The sequence below is a fragment of the Achromobacter sp. UBA5777 genome (assembly GCF_002418565.1).
Classification (GTDB): Bacteria; Pseudomonadota; Gammaproteobacteria; order Burkholderiales; family Burkholderiaceae_B; genus Achromobacter; species Achromobacter animicus.
On sequence record NZ_DIEJ01000204.1, the window covers coordinates 1 to 19754 of the forward strand.

Genomic DNA, 19754 nt, shown 5'->3' on the forward strand with positions numbered 1-19754 from the left:
CAGCGGCCGGCACTACCGGCTAGGGTTCGTAGCTGTAGCCCATGCCGTACACCGAACGGATCGGCTCGCCTTCCATGCCGGCGTCGGCCAGCTTGCGGCGCAGGTTGCGCACATGGCTGTCGACGGTGCGGTCGACCACCACGCGATGGTCCAGGTACAGCCGGTCGAGCAGTTCATCGCGCGCCCAGATCCGGCCCGGGGTGGCCAGCAGCGTGCGCAGCAGGCGGTACTCCACCGGCGTCAGGTCCAGGCCCTTGCCGTTCCAGGTGGCGCGTGCGGCCGGCTCGTCGATGTGCAGGCCACCGTTGGCGCGCGCACCCGGGTCCGGGCGGTAGCGGCGCAGCACCGCCATTACCCGCGCGACCACTTCGCGCGGACTGAACGGCTTGCAGATGTAGTCGTCGGCGCCGATCTCCAGGCCCAGCAGGCGGTCGATCTCTTCCACCCGTGCGGTGACCATGATGACCGGTACATCGCTGCTGGCACGCAGTTCGCGGCACAGGTCCACACCGTCGCGCTGCGGCAGCATCAGGTCCAGCAGCACCAGGTCGGGCTGGTAGCGCGCGAATGCGTCGATCACCTGGCCACCGTCGTCCACCCACTCGCTGGCCATGCCGGCGGCGGCCAGGTAGTCGCGCAGTACCGAGGCCAGGCGCGGCTCGTCCTCGACGATCAGGATCTTCGTGGACGTGGCGGGCGACGTGCTCATGCAGGCTCCGGCAGGCTGATGACCACGCGCAGCCCGCCCAGCGGCGAGGGCGCGGCGTGGATGACGCCGTGGTGCGCGAGGATGATGTTGTGGCTGATGGCCAGGCCCAGCCCGCTGCCGCCACTGGCGCGGTTGCGCGAACTTTCCACGCGGTAGAAGCGTTCGAACAGCAGTGCACACTTGTCGGGCGGAACGCCCGGCGCGGTGTCTTCCACGACCAGCTGCACGCCGGCAGGCACGCGCGCTGCCTGCACGCGTACGCGGCCACCGGCATGGGTGTAGCGCAGTGCGTTTTCCAGCAGGTTGGCCAGCACCTGCTGCAGGCGCCGTTCGTCACCGGACACCTGCAACGGCGTGGCGGGCAGGTCTTCTTCCAACGCCAGGCCTGCATTGGCGAAGCGCACGCGCATGCCATTGAGTTCGCTGCGCAGCAGCGCCACCAGGTCCAGTGGCGCGAAGCGGTACGCCAGGCCGCCGGACTGGGTCATCGACAGGTCGTGCAGGTCGTCGATCAGCTTGCCCAGCTGGCGGATCTCGCCCTGCAGGCCCACCAGGTTGGCCCGGTCCAGCGGACGGATGCCATCTTCGATCGCCTCCAGCTCGGCGCGCACCACGGCCAATGGCGTGCGCAGCTCATGCGAGATGTCGGCAATGAAGGCGCGGCGGTTGCGTTCGGTATCGTCCAGCGCCTGCGCCATCCGGTTGAAGTCGTTGACCAGCGCGTCCAGCTCATCGTCACTGGTGCGCTCGATGCGGGTGGCGTAGTCACCGGCGGCCAACCGGTGGGTGGCAGCGGCCAGCTTGGCAAGGCGCTGGCGCAGCGCACGCGATACCAGCCAGGCCAGCAGTACCGTCACCAGCAGTAGCGCGATGCCGATCACCCACCAGGCGCGCACCTGGGTGTTGTAGAAATTCAGGTCGTTGGTGGCGATGACGGTCTGGAACGGCACCATGCCCAGCCAACCGACGGTCTGCCCGTCCACCTGCACCGCATGCGGCTCGTCATCGCTGGTGGCGTCGGGGTTGCCGGCCACGAAACGGTGCTGCGCGTCGAACAGGCCCAGGCGCGACGGCACGCCGGTCTGGTCGGACAGCGACGGCACCGGTCCTTCGTGCCCATGGGCCAGGTCCGGGCGCAGCAGCCGCGCCCAGCGGTCGCCATCACCGTGCAGATGCTCCCAGCCACCGTGCTCGCGGTACTCGCGCTGCAGGTGTGGCATCAGCCGCTGCATGCGCAGGTCGCCCTGGTCGTTGAGGTAGTCCAGGAAGCCGGTCTGGAAGGCCACGCGGCTGGCAACACCGTTCACTGCCAGCACCAGCAGGCAGGCGGTGAAGATCGCGAGGAAGGTCTTCGCGGTCAGGCCGAATTTGAGTTGGAACTTCGCCATCGCGAAGGCCATTAGCGGCGCATGCGGCGCCGAAAGCAAGCGCCAGCTGAGCCCGTCGCACAATCTCCATATTCTCTGCACAGTTTCACGGCAGCGTGCACGGGTCAACGCAAGGCCCCCACGCCCCCCATGTCCCTCCTGCGCCCGCTGTCCCGTTCCCCGCGTCCCCTGCTGTTGCCCCTGCTGCTGGCCCTGGCGGCCTGTTCGGCGGGCAGGACCGATGCCCCGGCCATGCCCGAAGTGGGCGTCATCATCGCCCGCGCGCAGCCGCTGGCACTCCAGCAGACCTTGCCCGGCCGTGCCGTGCCGTTCGAGATCTCCGAGGTGCGGCCGCAGGTCGGCGGCCTGATCCGCCAGCGGTTGTTCACCGAAGGCCAGCAGGTCAAGGCAGGGCAGCTGCTGTACCAGGTCGACCCGGCACCGTACCAGGCGGCCTTCGATACCGCGCGCGGGCAGCTGGCGCAGGCCGAGGCTACCGTGTTGTCGGCACAGCCGAAGGCCGAGCGTACCCGCGCGCTGGTGAGCATGGATGCAGCCAGCAAGCAGGACGCCGACGATGCCACCTCGGCATTGAAGCAGGCGCAGGCCAACGTGATTGCCGCGCGCGCTGCATTGCAGGCTGCCCGCATCAACCTCGACTACACCCGGGTGACCGCCCCCATCGACGGCCGCATCGGCACCTCCAGCGTCACCGCCGGCGCGCTGGTCGCGGCCGGCCAGGATACGGCACTGGCCACCATCCAGCGGCTGGACCCGGTGTACCTGGATGTCACCCAGTCCAGCACGCAGATGCTGGCGCTGCGCAAGCAGCTCGATGCGGGCCTGGTGAAGGCCATCGATGGCAAGGCACAGGTAAAGGTGCTGCTGGAGGACGGCAGCACCTACGCGCATGAAGGCACCTTGGAGTTCGTCGGCAGCGCAGTGGATCCGGGCACCGGCAACGTGAAGCTGCGCGCGGTCATTCCGAACCCGGACGGCCTGCTGTTGCCGGGCATGTACCTGAAGGCGGTGCTGCCGATGGCCACCGACGCGCGTGCCCTGCTGGTGCCGCAGAAGGCGGTGGTGCGCAACGAACGCGGCGAACCGCTGCTGCGCCTGCTCGACGCCAAGGATCATGTGGTCGAGCGCCGCGTCAGCACCGGCCAGGTGGTCGGTAACCAGTGGCAGATCACCAGCGGCCTCAAGGCTGGCGAACGGGTGATCGTCAGCAACGGCAGCGCGGTATCGCTCGGCCAGCAGGTGAAAGCGGTGGCGGCCACGACGGCGCAGTTGGCGGCGATGCCGGCGGTCGATCCGAACGGCAACACCGACGAAAAGTCGCACTGAGGCCTGGCCCACATGGTTCGTTTCTTCATCGACCGGCCGATCTTCGCCTGGGTGATCGCCATCGCGGTCAGCCTGCTCGGCCTGCTCGCGATCCTGATCCTGCCGGTGGACCGCTACCCGCAGATCGCCCCGCCCACCATCACCATCCGCGCCACCTACACCGGCGCCTCGTCCCAGACCGTGGAAAACGCGGTCACCCAGGTCATCGAGCAGTCCCAGCAAAGCCTCGATCACCTGATGTACATGACCTCGACCAGTGCCTCCGACGGCTCGGCGCAGGTCAACCTGGTGTTCGCCACCGGTACCAATCCGGATACCGCGCAGGTGCAGGTGCAGAACCAGCTGCAGGCCGCCATGGCCACGCTGCCGCAGGCGGTGCAGCAGAACGGCCTGACCATCACCAAGTCCAGTGGTTCGATCTTCGAGGTGCTGTCGTTCACCAGCGAAGACGGCAGCATGGACAACTTCGATGTCGCCAACTTCATGGAAGCGCGCATCGATGACCAGATCAGCCGCGTCAGCGGTGTCGGCAACATCCAGCCGATCGGCCAGGAATACGCCATGCGCATCTGGCTGGATCCGGAGAAGATGCGCCAGTACGCGCTGATGCCGTCGGACATCGAGACCGCACTGCAGGCACAGAACACCGATGTCTCCGCCGGTGAGCTGGGTGGCCAGCCGGCGCTGAAGGGCCAGCAGCTCGACGCCACGGTAACCGCGCGCAGCCGCCTGCACACGCCCGAGCAGTTCGCGCAGGTGGTGCTCAAGGCCGATGCCAACGGCAGCGTGGTGCGTCTGGGCGACGTGGCGAAGATCGGCCTCGGGCCGGAAAGCTACGACAGCATCAGCACCTTCAATGGCAAGCCGTCGGCGTCGCTGGGCATTGAACTCAATGCCGGTGCCAACGCGATCGCCGTCTCCAAGGCCATCGATGCACGGCTTCAGCAGCTGCAGAAGTACTGGCCGCATGGCTACACCGCCCACGTGGCCTTCACCACCACGCCATTCGTGACCATTTCGCTGAAGGAAGTGGTGATCACCCTGATCGAAGCGATCATCCTGGTGGTGCTGGTGATGTACCTGTTCCTGCAGAACTGGCGCGCCACGCTGATCCCGACCATCGCGGTGCCGGTGGTGCTGCTGGGCACGTTCGGCGTGCTGGCTGCATTCGGGTATTCGATCAACACCCTGACCATGTTCGCACTGGTGCTGGCCATCGGCCTGCTGGTGGACGATGCCATCGTGGTGGTGGAGAACGTAGAGCGGGTGATGACCTTCGAAGGGCTGGCGCCGAAGCCGGCCACGCTGAAGGCGATGGGCCAGATCACCGGCGCGCTGGTCGGCATCGTGCTGGTGCTGACCGCGGTGTTCCTGCCGATGGCGTTCTTCAGCGGTGTAACCGGGGTGATCTATCGCCAGTTCTCGGTGACGATCGCCGCCGCGATGATCCTGTCGGTGCTGGTGGCGATGACCATCACCCCGGCACTGTGTGGCAGCATCCTGCACCAGATTCCCAAGGGCGGCCATCCGCATGGCGACCACGGTGGCGAGCCGAGCCTGCTGGGCAAGTTCTTCATCTGGTTCAACCACCGCTTCGAGCGTACCTCCAACGGCCTGCGTCACCGCGTGGATCGTTTCCTCGGCCGCCGCTCGCTGGGCGTGCTGTTCTACCTGGTGCTGAGCGTGGCCACCGGCCTGTTGCTGTGGCACCTGCCGGGCGCGTTCCTGCCCGATGAAGACCAGGGCATGCTCAACGCGCTGGTGAAGCTGCCGGCCGGTTCCACGCTGGAGCAGACGCGGGCGGTGATGGATCGTCTGAGTGCCGTCGCGGTGAAGGACGACGGCGTGCTCTCGATCCAGGCCACCGCCGGCTTCAGTGTTACCGGCAGCGGCCAGAACGTCGGCCAGGCCTTCATCCGCCTGAAGGACTGGGATGACCGCAAGGACGACGCCGATACCATCGCCGCACGCTTGACGCGGGCGATGGCCAGCGTGCCCGATGCGCAGGTGTTCATCACCTCGCCACCGGCCATCCTGGGCCTCGGCGATGCGGGTGGCTTCACCCTGGAACTGCAGGACGAAGGCGGTGCCGGCCATGCCGCCGCCGTGGCCGCGCGCAACACGCTGCTGAAAGAAGCCGCCAAGGACCCGAAGCTGGTCAACGTGCGCTACGCCAGCCTGGAAGACGCGCCGGTATACGCGGTGAAGGTGGACGACGCCAAGGCGCAGGCGATGGGCGTGAACCCGCAGGACGTCAATGACACCTTGAACGCGGCGTTGGGCGGCGACTTCGTCAACAACTTCATCTACAAGGGACGCATCAAGAAGGTGTTCATCCAGGGCACCGCCGAAGCACGCATGCAGCCGCAGGACATCGAGCGCTGGAGCGTGCGCAACCAGGCCGGGCAGATGGTGCCGCTGTCGTCGCTGATCAGCACGCATTGGACCAGTGCGCCGGCCGCACTGCAGCGCTACAACGGCGTATCAGCGATGGAAATCACCGGACAGCCGGCGCCGGGCGTCAGCTCCGGCGAGGCGATGGCCGAGATCGCGCGGCTGGCCGACACACTGCCGGAAGGCTTCAGCCATGCCTGGTCGGACATGGCCTACCAGGAACAGTTGTCGGGCAACCAGGCGCCAATGCTGTACGCCATCTCGCTGCTGTTCGTGTTCCTGTGCCTGGCCGCGCTGTATGAAAGCTGGGCGGTGCCGTTCGCGGTGATGCTGGCGGTGCCGGTGGGCGTGTTCGGTGCGGTGCTGATGATGAACCTGCGTGGCCTCAACAACGACGTGTACTTCCAGGTCGGCCTGCTGACCACGATTGGTCTGGCAGCGAAGAACGGCATCCTGATCGTCGAGTTCGCGCGCATCCTCGAACAGCAGGGCAGGGACACCCGCGACGCAATCCTGCAGGCGGTCTACCTGCGGCTGCGGCCGATCGTGATGACTTCGCTGGCGTTCCTGATGGGCGTGTTGCCGCTGGTGTTCGCCACCGGGGCCGGTTCGGCCGCGCGCCGTTCGCTGGGTACCGGCGTGGCCGGTGGTACGGTGGCCTCGATGGTGCTGGGCATGTTCTTCGTGCCGTTGTTCTACCTGCTGGTGCGCCGCCTGTTCCCGGGCCGCGCGTCGGCCGACGCCACTGTCCCGGAGACAAGCCCATGAAGCCGATGCTGCTGCGCGCCCTGGCGGCCGCAACGATGACCGCCGTGCTGGGCGGCTGCGTGAGCATGGCCCCGCACTACCAGCGACCCGAGGCGCCGGTGCCGGCACAGTTCGGCAATGCCGCCATCGGCGCGGCCGAACCGGCACTGGCGATGCCGGCCTGGCGCGACGTGTTCCTGGAACCGCGCCTGCAGCAGGTCATCGCGCTGGCGCTGCAGAACAACCGCGACCTGCGCGTGGCGGTGCTGCAGGTGGAGAAGGAGCGCGCGCAGTACCGCATCCAGCGGGCGGACCTGGCGCCCAGCATCGGCGTGGCGGGGCAGGGCTCTGCCCAGCGCACGCCGGCCGACCTGTCGCCCAGCGGCCAGGCCACCACCAGCCACAGCTATCAGGTGGGCGCTGCCATGTCCGCCTGGGAACTGGACCTCTTTGGCCGCATCCGCAGCCTGAGCGATCAGGCGCTGGAATCGTATCTGGCGCTGGACGAAACGCGCACGGCGACGCAGCTCACGCTGATCGCCGAGGTGGCGAATGCTTACCTGACGCTGCGCGCGGACCAGGAGCTGCTCAGCCTGACGCGCGACACGCTCAAGAGCCAGGAAGATTCCTACAACCTGACCAAGCAGAGCTACGACCAGGGTCTGTCGACGGCGCTGGACCTGAGCCAGGCCGAAGTCTCGCTGCGCACCGCCCAACGCAACCTGTCGCAATACACGCGCCAGGCCGCGCAGGACCGCAATGCGCTGGTGCTGCTGGTCGGTCAGCCGCTGTCGCCGCAAATTGTCGCGGCGCTGGACAACGCGGTGAAGCTGGACGACAGCATGTTGCCGACCACGCTGCCCGCCGGCCTGCCGTCCGACCTGCTGACCCGCCGTCCGGACATCCGTGCGGCAGAGCATCAGCTCAAGGGCGCCAACGCCAACATCGGCGCGGCGCGTGCAGCCTTCTTCCCGACGATCAGCCTCACGGGTTCGGCCGGCACCGCCAGCGCCAGCCTGGGCGGCTTGTTCGACGGCGGTTCGGGGGCGTGGAGCTTCGCGCCCCAGATCACCGTGCCGATCTTCGCGGGCGGTTCGCTGCTGGCGGGGCTGGACCTGGCCAAGGTGCAGAAGAACATCCAGGTGGCCCAGTACGAGAAGTCGATCCAGACGGGTTTCCGCGAAGTCGCGGATGCGCTGGCCGGCCGCGGCACGCTGGACGAGCAGATCCAGGCCCAGCGCCTGCTGGTGGACGCCAACCAGCGCGCGTATGACGCGTCGGAGCAACGTTTCCGGCAGGGCATCGACGACTACCTGAGCGTGCTGGATTCGCAGCGCTCGCTCTATACCTCGCAGCAGGCGCTGGTCGACACGCGTCTGGCGCGTTTGACCAATCTGGTCACGCTGTACAAGGTGCTGGGCGGCGGGTGGACGGAACGCACGGCGGCGGCGCCCGCTGCGCCGCTCACGCCGGCGGGCTGAAGCTAACAGGGGGCGCGCTTGGCGCCGCCTATGGGCTGCTTATAGGGCCATTCCTGGCGCCTGCAATGCAAAACGGGCCGATCTTGTGATCGGCCCGTTTTTCTTTGCGTGCAGGACGCAGACGTCAGGTGCGCTTCTTGGCGATCAGGCCCACCACGAACAGCACGATGATCGCGCCGACGACGGATCCGATCCAGCCCGCGGGTTCGCCGGGCTGGTACCACCCCAGCGACTGGCCCAGGAAGCCGGCGACGACGGCGCCGATGATGCCCAGAATGGTGGTCATGATGATCCCCATGTTCTGGTCCCCGGGCATGATGGCGCGGGCGATCAGACCCACGATGAACCCGACGATGATCATGATGATGATGCTCATGCGCGTACTCCTTACTAGGGAAAAGGGGGCGAAGTGGATTGATGATACCCACGGATACCCGCACCCCGTACGCCACCGTTGTAACAACTGGTGTGCGGACCTGCGCGCGTCAGGAGGTCAGGTCGATGAGCTGGCGCACGTCCTTGGTCAGCGTCTCGATGCTGTCGGTGTCTGACGCCAGCAGGCGCGCCTTGCCGTCCTTGTCGAAGATGTACACGCCGCGGCTGTGCGTCACCTCGTACATGTCGGCGTCGTCGCCCGGGCGGGGCTTTTCGATCTGGTAGGCCACGCGATAGCGGCGCGCCAGGTCAGCCACCTGCCGTTCGTTGCCGGTCACGCCAATGGCGTTGTTGTTGAAGGCGTTGACGTAGGCCTGCAGGATGTCCGGCGTGTCGCGGTGCGGGTCCACGCTGACGAACAGGATGCGCACGTCCTTGGCCTTGTCGCCTAGGTTCTGCAGCACAGCGGTCAGTTGCGCCATGGTCGTCGGGCAGATGTCCGGGCAACTGGCGTAGCCGAAAAACAGCAGCACCGTCTTGCCCTTCAGGTCGTCGCTGCTGACCGTCTTGCCGCCCGCACCGGGCAGCGAAAACTTCAGGTCGGGCAGGTGGCCCTTGACGTTGTAAAGCGTCCAGTCCACGTTCCTGTCGCCGCAGGCGGCAAGAAACACACACAAGCTCAACAGCAGTCCGCGAAAGAAGCGGCCGGTAATCAGGTGTCGCATGGGTCCAGTAGCCGGAAGGGGGTAAACCTTTCGGATTCTACCTGCAGGATCTGAGGAGAGCGGCATACGGCCGCAATGCCTTGTGCGCGCGCAAGCGCAGGGCAGAAAAACGGCCCGCTCGATGGCGGGCCGTTCAAAGTGGGGCGAGTCGCGCCGCTGGCGACCCAAGGTGTCAGCCAGCCGTCATCCCGCTATGGCGCAACAGCGCATCAATGCGCGGCGCGCGGCCGCGGAAGGCGGCGAACGATTCGGCCGCCGGGCGCGAGCCGCCCACGGCCAGCACTTCGCGGCGGAAGCGGGCGCCCGTCTCCGGATCCAGCGTGCCCAGTGCGTTGCCGGCCTGTTTGGCGGCGGCTTCCTCGAAGGCCTCGTAGGCATCCGCCGACAGCACTTCGGCCCACTTGTAGCTGTAATAGCCCGCGCCGTAGCCGCCCGCGAACAGGTGCGAGAAGGCGTGCGGCAGGCGGTGCCATTCGGGCGGGAACAGCACGGCAACTTCCTTGCGCACTTCCTGCAACAGCGCCAGCACTTCAGAAATCGACGCGCCCTTGCTGCGGTCGTGCATCAGCATGTCGAACAGCGCAAACTCGATCTGGCGCACGGTCTGCATGCCGCTCTGGTAATTGCGGGCGGCGACCAGGCGGTCATAGAGCGCGCGCGGCAGCGGCTCGCCGGTGTCCACGTGCGCCGAGAGCTTCTGCACCACGGCCCATTCCCAGCAGAAGTTCTCCATGAACTGCGAGGGCAGTTCGATGGCGTCCCATTCCACGCTGGCAAACGCCGCGGCGCCGGGCTCGTCGACTTCGGACAGCAGCGCGTGCAGCGCGTGGCCGGTTTCGTGGAAGAGGGTGATCACGTCGTCATGCGTCAGCACGGCGGGACGGTCGCCGTTGGGGCGCGAAAAATTGCAGGTCAGGTACGCGATGGGCGTCTGCACCTTGCCGGCTACGACGCGGCGCGTGCGCTCGCTGTCGACCCAGGCGCCGTTCTGCTTGCCGGCGCGCGCGTACAGGTCCAGGTAAAGGTGGCCGATCAGCGCGCCGTCGGGGCTTTCGACCCGCACGCCGCGCACGTCGCCATGCCAGGACGACACGGAAGTTTCGGACAGGCGTACGCCAAACAACGTCTGGATGACATCAAACAGGCCCGCCAGCACGCGCGGTTCGGTGAAGTATTGCTTCACCTCGTCTTCGGAATACGCGTAGCGCGATTCGCGCAGGCGTTCCGAGGCGTAGGCCACGTCCCAGGGCTGCAGGCTGTCCAGCCCCAGCTCGCCGGTGGCGTAGGCGGTAAGTTCGGCCAGATCGCGCTGCGCGTACGGCTTGGCGCGGGCGGCCAGGTCGCGCAGGAACACGGTGACTTCCTTGGCGTCGCGGGCCATGCGCGTCTGCAGGCGCAGCGCGGCGAAGGTGCCCAGACCCAGCAGGCCCGATTCCTCGGCGCGCAACGAAAGCAGTTCTTCGATCAGCGGGGAGTTGTCGAACTTGGCATCGCCCTGTTCGGACGCCACGGTGCCGTAGCCGCGGTACAGCGCCTCGCGCAGCGAGCGGTCCTTCGCGTACTGCATGACGGGCAGGTAGCAGGGCATCTTCAGCGTGAGCTTCCAGCCGGCCTTGCCGTCTTCCTCGGCGGCGGCGCGCGCGGCGGCAACGACGTCGGCCGGAACGCCGGCCAGGCGGCTTTCGTCTTCAACGATCAGCGACCACGCGTCAATGGAATCCAGCACGTTTTCCGAAAACTTCTGCGACGCCTGGGCCTCGCGGTCGGAAATCGCCGCATAGCGTTCGCGGTCAGCGCCTTGCAGTTCGACGCCGCTCAGGCGGAAATCGCGCAGGGCCATTTCGACGATGCGGCGGCGCACCGGCGACCAGGATGCGAAGTCGGGTGCGGCAGCCAGCCGCTGGTATTGCTTGTACAGGCCTTCGTGCAGGCCGACCCAGGTCGAAAACTCGGTGACCAGCGGCAGGGCGGCGTTGTAGGCCTCGCGCAGTTCGGGCGTGTTGACCACGGCATTCAGGTGGCCAGCCACCGACCAGGCGCGCCACAGGCGCTCGGACGCGGTGTCCAGGGGCTCGGCCACGGCTTCCCAGGTGGGCGCGAGCGCGGGGTCGGCGGCGTGGTCGACGGCCTTGCGGGCAATGCCCAGCAGTTCCTCGACGGCGGGAACGATATGCGCGGGTTTGACGGCCGCGTAATCGACCAGTTCGGACACGGGGGCGAGCAGGGGGTTCTGGGTCATGGTGTTACCGGCTTATGAGTGGCAGGCGGCGCGTCAGGCGCGCCGGCGAAGGCGATAAGGATCAGGTGAGGGCGATCGGTCTGAACGCAAGGCCTGACCAAGGGGATGGCCCATGCGCCGGGGCTGCCGACAATAGGATGGTGTCGTCACCCATTTGCGGTGGGTGTCTGACACCGGGACCTACGCTTTACCCCGCAGCGCGTTCAGCCGCTTCGACCGTATTGACCAGCAGCATGGCGATGGTCATCGGACCCACGCCGCCCGGCACGGGCGTGATCGCGCCGGCCACTTCCTTGGCGGAGGCAAAATCCACGTCGCCGCACAGCTTGCCGTCGGCGCCGCGGTTGATGCCCACGTCGATGACGACGGCGCCGGGCTTGATCATCGAGCCGTCGATCATGCCGGGCTTGCCGGTGGCCACGACCAGCACGTCGGCGCGGCGGGTCTGGGCCGCCAGGTCGCGCGTCTTGGAGTTGCAGATCGTGATGGTGGCGCCGGCCTGCAGCAGCAGCATGGCCATGGGCTTGCCCACGATGTTGCTGGCGCCGACGATGACGGCCTCAGCGCCGCGCAGCGTCACGCCTTCCGATTCCAGCATCTTCATCACGCCGTACGGCGTGCAGGGACGGAACAGCGGCTGCCCGGTCATGAGCAGGCCTGCGTTGCTGATATGGAAGCCGTCCACGTCCTTCTCGGCCGCGATGGCCTCGATGACCTTGTGGGCGTCCATGTGCTTGGGCAGGGGCAACTGCACCAGGATGCCGTGGATGCTGGGATCCTGGTTCAGCACGTCGATGCGGGCCAGCAGTTCGGCCTCGGTCATCTCGGCCGGGTATTGCTCTTTCACGGAATGCAGTCCGGCCTTTTCGCAGGCCGCGACCTTGTTGCGCACATACACCTGCGAGGCGGGGTCCGCGCCGACCAGCACGACGGCCAGGCCGGGGCGGGTGCCCTTTTCGGCCAGGGCCGAAACACGCTGGGCGACTTCTTCGCGAATGCGCTGCGAAAGGGCCGCGCCGTCAATAATCCTTGCGGTCATGCGTGTGCCTCGGGTTTGGCCAAGGCCACTTTCATCAAATCTGCAACGGTGGTCACTTCAAGTTTTTCCATAATGTTGGCGCGGTGCGCCTCGACGGTCTTGATGCTGATGCCCAGGTCGTCGGCGATCTGCTTGTTCAAGCGGCCGGCGACGATGCGCTCCAGCACCTGTTGCTCGCGCGCGGTCAGGCGCGCCAGCATGGCTTCGTGGTCCTTCTGGGCCTGGTGCTTGCTCACGCGCTGCGTGGCCTGCTCCAGCATGCGCGCCACGATTTCGCGCAGGTCGGATTCGTTGAACGGCTTTTCCAGGAAGTCGACAGCGCCTTTCTTCATGGTGGACACCGCCATGGGGACGTCGCCGTGGCCCGTGATGAACACGATGGGCAGCGGCGCATTGCGGATGATGAGCTGTTCCTGCAGCTCCAGGCCGCTCATGCCGGGCATGCGCACGTCGGCGATCAGCACGCCGATCTGGCTGGCGTCGTAGTCTTCCAGGAAGGACTCGCCGCTGGCGTAGGCGCGAACGCGGTATCCATTGGCTTCCAGCAGCCAGCGCAGCGAATCGCGGACCGCTTCGTCGTCATCGACAATGAATACCGTGCTCGACAGGTGGGGCGTGTTCATGCGTGCAACTCCTCGGACTGATCGTTCTGGGCCTGCGTCTGGGTGGCAGCGCAGGGCAGGGTGAAGCGGAAGATAGTACCGCCGGCGGGATTGGGGTCAGCCCACAAGCGGCCGTGATGCGATTCGATAATGGTACGGCAGATGTTCAGCCCCATGCCCAGGCCCTGCGACTTGGTGCTGAAGAACGGTTCGAACAGGCGCTCGGGTTCGGCCAGGCCGTGGCCGCGGTCCACCACTGCCACCTCGATATGCTGCTCGTGAAGAATTACGGCAACCTTAAGTTCGTCGGACTCGCTCTTTTCCATCGCTTCCAGGCCGTTCTTGAGCAGATTCAGCAGGACCTGTTCGATCAGGATGGGGTCGGCCAGGACGTCGGGCGCGTTGGACGGCACGAAGCTGTCGATGCGGATGCGGCGCTTGCGGGCGTCGATTTCGGCAAAGCCGATGGCGTTGTCGACGATGCGGCCGATGGCGACGCGCTGGCGGCGCGGCTCGCTGCGCTTCACGAATTCGCGGATGCGGCTGATGATCTTGCCGGCGCGCTCGGCCTGGGACGCCGCCTTTTCCAGCGCGGGCAGCAGCATGTTGGGACTGGTGTGGCCGGCCTTGACCAGCGCCACCGCGCCCATGCTGTAGTTGGCGATGGCCGTCAGCGGCTGGTTCAGTTCGTGCGCCAGCGACGAGGCCATTTCGCCCATCGTGGTCAGGCGGCTGGTGAGCTGGATCTTTTCCTGCTGCACGCGCGACGCTTCCTCGTGGCCGCGGCGTTCGGTGATGTCGCGCGCCACCTGCATGCGCACGCGGCGGCCGTCCGTCCAGGCCAGCATGCGGTGGTGCACTTCAAACCAGCGCTGCACGGACGGCGCAAAGACTTCGACCGATTCGTCGGTGAAGCGGCCGCGGCGGCCGGCCAGCAGTTCGTCGTGACCACCCGTCTGCGCGCCGAACACGCGGCGGTACGTGCGGTTGGCGAACAGCAGTTCCAGCCCGTCGTGCGTGTCGGCCGTGACCGAGATGGCGTCGTCCAGGCCTTCCAGCACGGTCATGAACCGTTCGTGCGCGGCGGTCAGCGCCTCGCGGATGCGCTTGGGCTCGGTGATGTCCGTCATGGACGTCATCCAGCCGATCTGGTTGCCGTTGGGGTCCAGCAACGGGGACACATACATGCGCGCCGTGAAACGCGAGCCGTCGCGCCGCTGCGCTTCGACTTCCAGGCCGCTGCTGGGCGTCTTGCCCGACATCAGCACGTCCAGCGTGTGCTGGTGCTGTTCGTGGCGGCCCGGCACCCAATACGGGAAGGGCGGGCTGCGGCCGATCAGGTCGGCTTCGTTCCAGCCGATCATCCGGCAGAAGGCGGGGTTCACGTAGGCGATGCGGCCCTCCATGTCGAGCACGCGCATGCCCGTGGACATGGAGTTTTCCATGGCGCGCCGAAAACCCGTTTCGGCAATGAGCGCGGCCTCGGCGGTGGACCGGAAGCGGGTGTAGCGCCACAGCATGAGCAGGCTGATGACGATGACGCAGGACAGCGCCAGCACGACCCAGATGAGGCGTTGCTGACGCAGCTCCTGGTCTATCGTGACAAACATGACGCTGTCGTCATGGATGCGCTGCAGCCAGAAGAACACCGCCATCACACAGATATAGAGGATCAGCACCATGGCGGGCGTGACCCAGTACACCCCGCGCCGCCGGGTGCGGGCGTGGTCGTGGAAAGGCGTGGGTATGTTGGACTTGGGCGCGCTGGACATGGAATTCGGGGCCGGTAGACCGCGCATTTTAGTGCGTGTTGGGAGGGAATTGCCGGGAATCAAGTCCACCATTCGGCCTAGACCGTAAAAAGTATGGCGTTCAGCGATTCAGCTTCCGTTCAACTTTCCGCATTATGAAATGCCGTACCGCAACATGAAATTTTCCTTGCGACCGGTTAATCTTCTTTCTTAGAATGCCGCCTGACAGGAAACCCGCCCCTGGCAGGTCCTTTGAACACCCCGACCCCATGCATTGCATGGTAGCCCGGATGATCCCGGCTACCATGCAATGTCCGCGAGTAGATCAATAAGCGGGTGTGTGGTCACGACGAACCCCAACAGGAGACACACGATGTCCTCTAACGCCCAGGCTGGCGCCGTACAGGCCGCCAACGACGAAGACACCCTTGAAACCCAGGAGTGGCTCGAAGCCCTGGCAGCCGTCCTTGATCGCGAAGGACCGCAGCGCGCCCATTACCTGCTGGAACGCCTGATTGACGAAGCCCGTCGCTCCGGCGCTCACATCCCGTTCTCGCCCAATACCGCTTACGTCAACACGATTCCCCCCGGCCTGGAGCCGGCGCACCCGGGCAACCTGGAGCTGGAAACGCGCATCCGCTCGTACGTGCGTTGGAACGCCATGGCCATGGTGGTCAAGGCCAACAAGCACAACCCGCCCGATGGCGGCGACCTGGGCGGTCACATCGCGTCGTTCGCCTCGCTGGCCACCATGATCGGCTGCGGCCAGAACCACTTCTGGCACGCCGAAGACGAAGGCCACGGCGGCGACCTGGTCTACTTCCAGGGCCACACCTCGCCGGGCATGTACGGCCGCGCCTACCTTGAAGGCCGCCTGACCGAAGACCAGCTGAACCACTTCCGCCAGGAAGTGGACGGCAAGGGCCTGTCCTCGTACCCGCATCCGAAGCTGATGCCGGACTTCTGGCAGTTCCCGACGGTGTCGATGGGCCTGGGCCCGCTGATGGCCATCTACCAGGCCCGCTTCCTGAAGTACCTGCACGCCCGCGGCATCGCCGACACCAGCAACCGCAAGGTCTGGGTGTTCTGCGGCGACGGCGAGATGGACGAACCCGAGTCGCTGGGCGCCATCGCCCTGGCGGCCCGCGAAAAGCTCGACAACCTGATCTTCGTCATCAACTGCAACCTGCAGCGCCTGGACGGCCCGGTGCGCGGCAACGGCAAGATCATCCAGGAACTGGAAGGCGACTTCCGCGGTTCGGGCTGGAACGTCATCAAGCTGATCTGGGGCGGCTACTGGGATCCGCTGCTTGCGCACGACAAGGAAGGCATCCTGCGCCAGATCATGGAAGAAACCGTCGACGGCGAGTACCAGGCGTACAAGGCCAACGACGGCAAGTTCGTCCGCGAACATTTCTTCGGCAAGCACCCCAAGCTGCTGGAAGCCGTGTCGCGCATGAGCGACGAGGACATCTGGCGCCTGAACCGTGGCGGCCATGATCCCCACAAGGTGTACGCGGCCTTCAAGTCGGCCACCGACCACACGGGCCAACCGACCGTCATCCTGGCCAAGACCATCAAGGGTTACGGCATGGGCCACGTCGGCCAGGCCAAGAACCCGACCCACCAGCAAAAGAAGCTGGAGCTGGACTCGATCCGCGAATTCCGCGACCGCTTCGGCATCCCCATCCCGGACGACAAGCTGGCCGATCTGCCGTACTTCAAGCCGGCCGAAGATTCGCCCGAAATGAAGTACCTGCACGAGCGCCGCGCCGCGCTGGGCGGCTACCTGCCGCGCCGTCGCGCCAAGGCCGACGAGCAACTGAAGGCCCCCGCGCTGGACGCCTTCAAGGCCGTGCTGGAGCCCACCGCGGAAGGCCGCGAAATCTCGACCACCCAAGCCTTCGTGCGCATCCTGAACCAAGTGCTGCGCGACAAGGAACTGGGTCCGCGCGTCGTGCCGATCCTGGCCGACGAATCGCGCACCTTCGGCATGGAAGGCCTGTTCCGCCAGATCGGCATCTACGCGCCGGAAGGCCAGAAGTACACCCCGGTCGACAAGGACCAGGTCATGTACTACAAGGAAGCGGCTGACGGCCAGCTCCTGCAGGAAGGCATCAACGAAGCGGGCGCGATGAGCTCGTGGATTGCGGCGGCCACGTCGTACTCCTCGAACAACCGCATCATGATCCCGTTCTTCATCTACTACTCGATGTTCGGGTTCCAGCGCATCGGCGACCTGGCCTGGGCTGCCGGCGACATGCAGGCGCGCGGCTTCCTCTTGGGCGGCACCGCCGGCCGCACGACGCTGAACGGCGAAGGCCTGCAGCACGAAGACGGCCACAGCCACATCCTGGCCTCGACCATCCCGAACTGCGTGTCGTACGACCCGACGTTCGGCCATGAACTCGCCGTGATCATCCAGCACGGTCTGAAGCGCATGGTGGAAGACCAGGAAAACGTCTACTACTACCTGACGGTGATGAACGAAAACTACCCGCAGCCCGGTCTGACCAAGGGCGACGAGGAAGGCATCATCAAGGGCATGTACAAGCTCAAGTCGCACGGCAAGGGCAAGAACCGCGTGCAGCTCATGGGTTCGGGCACCATCCTGCGCGAAGTCATGGCCGCGCAGGAACTGCTGGCCGCCGATTGGGACGTCGCCTCCGACCTCTGGAGCGTCACCAGCTTCACCGAGCTGCGCCGCAACGGCCTGGATGCCGAACGCCACAACATGCTGCACCCCGACGAGAAGAAGCCGCAGGTCGCTTTCGTCACGGAACAGCTGGCCAAGACGGAAGGCCCGATCATCGCGTCGACCGACTACATGAAGCTCTTTGCGGACCAGATCCGTCCGTTCGTGCCCAAGGGCCGCGAATACAAGGTGCTGGGCACCGATGGTTTCGGCCGCTCGGATTTCCGCGCCAAGCTGCGCGAGCACTTCGAAGTGGATCGCCACTTCGTCGTCGTCGCCGCCCTGCGTGCGTTGGCGGACGAAGGCAAGGTGCCGGTTGCCAAGGTGGCCGAAGCCATCAAGAAGTACGGCATCAATCCGAACAAAGCCAACCCGCAATACGCCTGAGGGTAAAGAGACATGAGCAACATCGTGCAAATCAAGGTTCCCGACATCGGCGACTTCAAGGAAGTGGAAGTCATTGAAGTGCTGGTTGCCGTGGGCGACACGATCAAGGCGGAACAAAGCCTGATCACCGTCGAATCCGACAAGGCCTCGATGGAAATCCCCGCGTCGCAAGGCGGCGTGGTCAAGTCCATCGCCGTGAAGGTCGGCGACAAGGTCGCCGAAGGCGCGGTCGTGCTGGAAGTGGAAGCGGCCGACGCTGGCGCCGCCAAGGAAGAGGCCCCCAAGGCTGAATCCAAACCGGCCGCCAAGGAAGAGCCCAAGCAGGCCGCCGCCGCCGCGCCCAAGGCCGCTGCCGACGTCATCAACGAGCTGCGCAGCACGCTGTCCGAGAGCCTGGTGCGTGACAACGCGATGCTGGAGGAGCGCGGACGCCTGCTGGCCACCGTGCAGACCCTGCTGGATGCGATCGACCATGCCTCGCACGAACAGCGCACCGCTGTGGACGCACTGGTCGGTGGCTCGGCCGAGTTGCTGGAACGCGTTGGCAACCGCTTCACCGACCATATCGCCGCCGAGACCGGAAAGCTGGACGGTATCGCCGCAGCGCTCCACGGCAGCGCCGGTGAAGTCGGCCAGCTGGCCAGCACCTTCGGCGAAGCGGTCGCGCAGTTCGGCAGCGCCTCCACCGAGCTGTCCGGCCGCCTGGAACAGATCGGCGGCGCACTGGATGCCTCGCTGGCCCGCAGCGACGAGCAGCTGGCCTACTACGTGGCGCAGGCGCGAGAGGTGGTCGACCTCAGCCTGCTGTCGCAGAAGCAGGTGATGGAAGAACTGCAGCAGCTGGCCACGCGTCGCGGCAAGGCCGGCAGCGCATGAGCGACGAGCTGGAGGTCGACGGCGGTTCGCACGCCCCGATCTGGGCCGCCTTCGGCGACCTGATGTCGGTGCTGCTGGGCGCGTTCGTGCTGATACTGGTCGGTGTGGTCGCGGTGCAGCTGGAGCTGTCGCAGCGGCTGGACCAGGAAGTGAAACAGCGCCAGGCCGAAGCCAAGCGCCTGCAGACCCTGGAACAGGCGTTGGCTGTACCGCTGGCCGCCGGCCGCGTGACGCTGGTGGATGGCCGCATCGGCATCAGCGGCAGCGTGCTGTTCGCGCTGAACTCCGACCAGCTGCAGCCGGAAGGCCAGGAGCTGCTGCGCAGCCTGGCCGCACCGCTGGCCGCCTACCTGGGCAGCCGCGAAGAGATCCTGATGGTCAGCGGCTTCACCGATGACGCACCGGTGCGCGAAGGCAATCGGCGTTTCGCCGACAACTGGGAGCTGTCCGCGCAGCGCTCGCTGACCGTGACCCGCACCCTGATCGCCGATGGCGTACCGGCTGACGCCGTGTTCGCCGCCGCGTTCGGCAGCGAGCAGCCGGTCAGTTCCAATGCCAATGAGGAAGGCCGCGCACGCAACCGCCGCGTGGAAATCGCGCCGATTCCCAAGCCCAAGGCCCCGGATGCCAAGTAAGCTTTCAGCGCTCGAAGGCCTGCGCGCACTGGTGCGCGACCTCGATGCGGGGTCGCGCTCGCTGCCGCATTACCCGCAGGTGCCGATGCTGCAGCAGGTGCAGCGCGAGTGGTCGGAGCTGCGCAGTGAACTGCAGGTCCGCCGCTCACTGCGCACCGAGGCCCCGGCCGACGGCGGCCCGCTGAACTCGGCGGTGCTGGTGCAGCGCATGCTGGACACGATGCAGGCCACCAGTCCCGGCTACCTGCGACATTTCATCGACTATGTGGATACGTTGTCATGGCTGCAGGCGCTGCAGGACGGTGCCGCCAGCGGTGCAGATACCGCGAAGCCGAAGCGGACACGCAAGCCGCGCTGAACACGAATTGGTAGTGCCGGCCGCTGG

14 protein-coding genes and 2 pseudogenes are annotated in these 19754 nt (G+C 66.3%); 8 read left to right on the plus strand and 8 right to left on the minus strand.

The window, feature by feature from the left end; translation table 11 throughout:
• Nucleotides 1-19: 19 nt before the first annotated feature.
• Nucleotides 20-709, minus strand: a complete 690-nt coding sequence (locus B3446_RS16870; protein ID WP_005414809.1) for a response regulator — start codon at nt 707-709, stop codon at nt 20-22.
• A complete protein-coding gene (gene baeS, locus B3446_RS16875; RefSeq protein ID WP_291383565.1) occupies nt 706-2097 on the minus strand; it encodes a sensor histidine kinase efflux regulator BaeS in 1392 nt (463 codons plus the stop codon). Before baeS ends, B3446_RS16870 begins: the two co-directional genes overlap by 4 nt.
• Before the next feature lie 129 nt (nt 2098-2226).
• Between baeS and smeA the strand changes: the two genes are divergently transcribed.
• From smeA to B3446_RS16890, 3 genes are read left to right on the plus strand one after another with little or no spacing between them, the layout of a single operon-like run.
• Nucleotides 2227-3423, plus strand: coding sequence for a multidrug efflux RND transporter periplasmic adaptor subunit SmeA (smeA, locus tag B3446_RS16880; protein WP_049403680.1), 1197 nt, complete (start codon nt 2227-2229; stop codon nt 3421-3423).
• A gap of 12 nt (nt 3424-3435) precedes the next feature.
• A complete protein-coding gene (gene smeB / locus B3446_RS16885; protein WP_033833766.1) occupies nt 3436-6585 on the plus strand; it encodes a multidrug efflux RND transporter permease subunit SmeB in 3150 nt (1049 codons plus the stop codon).
• The gene (locus tag B3446_RS16890) at nt 6582-8045 is read left to right on the plus strand and encodes an efflux transporter outer membrane subunit (protein ID WP_291383571.1); all 1464 of its coding nucleotides are present in this window, start codon (nt 6582-6584) and stop codon (nt 8043-8045) included. The genes smeB and B3446_RS16890 overlap by 4 nt, the downstream gene beginning before the upstream one ends.
• A gap of 124 nt (nt 8046-8169) precedes the next feature.
• On the opposite strand, the gene B3446_RS16895 is transcribed toward B3446_RS16890, so the two are convergent.
• The 6 genes from B3446_RS16895 to B3446_RS16920 form a co-directional block, all read right to left on the minus strand.
• Nucleotides 8170-8421: a GlsB/YeaQ/YmgE family stress response membrane protein gene (locus tag B3446_RS16895; protein WP_008158223.1), complete on the minus strand. Its 252-nt coding sequence runs from the start codon at nt 8419-8421 to the stop codon at nt 8170-8172.
• A gap of 109 nt (nt 8422-8530) precedes the next feature.
• Nucleotides 8531-9145, minus strand: a complete 615-nt coding sequence (locus B3446_RS16900; protein ID WP_175126079.1) for an SCO family protein — start codon at nt 9143-9145, stop codon at nt 8531-8533.
• A gap of 172 nt (nt 9146-9317) precedes the next feature.
• Nucleotides 9318-11384 (minus strand): M3 family metallopeptidase, encoded by a 2067-nt coding sequence (locus B3446_RS16905; RefSeq protein ID WP_291383575.1) that lies wholly within the window; start codon nt 11382-11384, stop codon nt 9318-9320.
• Nucleotides 11385-11571: 187 nt separating this feature from the next.
• Nucleotides 11572-12423 (minus strand): bifunctional methylenetetrahydrofolate dehydrogenase/methenyltetrahydrofolate cyclohydrolase FolD, encoded by an 852-nt coding sequence (folD, locus tag B3446_RS16910; protein WP_175126081.1) that lies wholly within the window; start codon nt 12421-12423, stop codon nt 11572-11574.
• A complete protein-coding gene (locus tag B3446_RS16915; RefSeq protein ID WP_056570132.1) occupies nt 12420-13046 on the minus strand; it encodes a response regulator transcription factor in 627 nt (208 codons plus the stop codon). Before B3446_RS16915 ends, folD begins: the two co-directional genes overlap by 4 nt.
• Entirely contained in the window at nt 13043-14797 is a 1755-nt protein-coding gene (locus B3446_RS16920; protein WP_105238467.1) for a PAS domain-containing sensor histidine kinase, read from the minus strand. The genes B3446_RS16915 and B3446_RS16920 overlap by 4 nt, the downstream gene beginning before the upstream one ends.
• 352 nt (nt 14798-15149) lie before the next feature.
• Between B3446_RS16920 and aceE the strand changes: the two genes are divergently transcribed.
• The 5 genes and pseudogenes from aceE to B3446_RS16945 all read left to right on the plus strand — a co-directional run bounded on the left by aceE (nt 15150) and on the right by B3446_RS16945 (nt 19727).
• Nucleotides 15150-17858 (plus strand): pyruvate dehydrogenase (acetyl-transferring), homodimeric type, encoded by a 2709-nt coding sequence (gene aceE / locus B3446_RS16925; protein ID WP_291383578.1) that lies wholly within the window; start codon nt 15150-15152, stop codon nt 17856-17858.
• Between the two features lie 12 nt (nt 17859-17870).
• Nucleotides 17871-18086 (plus strand): annotated as a pseudogene (locus B3446_RS16930) (biotin/lipoyl-containing protein); the annotation flags it as partial.
• A gap of 93 nt (nt 18087-18179) precedes the next feature.
• Nucleotides 18180-18734: pseudogene (locus B3446_RS16935) on the plus strand (DUF802 domain-containing protein); the annotation flags it as partial.
• Nucleotides 18731-19369 carry an OmpA family protein gene (locus tag B3446_RS16940; protein WP_049403425.1) on the plus strand — a complete coding sequence of 213 codons (639 nt, stop codon included), beginning with the start codon at nt 18731-18733 and terminating at the stop codon, nt 19367-19369. The pseudogene B3446_RS16935 and the gene B3446_RS16940, both read left to right, overlap by 4 nt.
• Nucleotides 19293-19727: a DUF2894 domain-containing protein gene (locus tag B3446_RS16945; RefSeq protein ID WP_239501134.1), complete on the plus strand. Its 435-nt coding sequence runs from the start codon at nt 19293-19295 to the stop codon at nt 19725-19727. Before B3446_RS16940 ends, B3446_RS16945 begins: the two co-directional genes overlap by 77 nt.
• Nucleotides 19728-19754 lie beyond the last annotated feature (27 nt).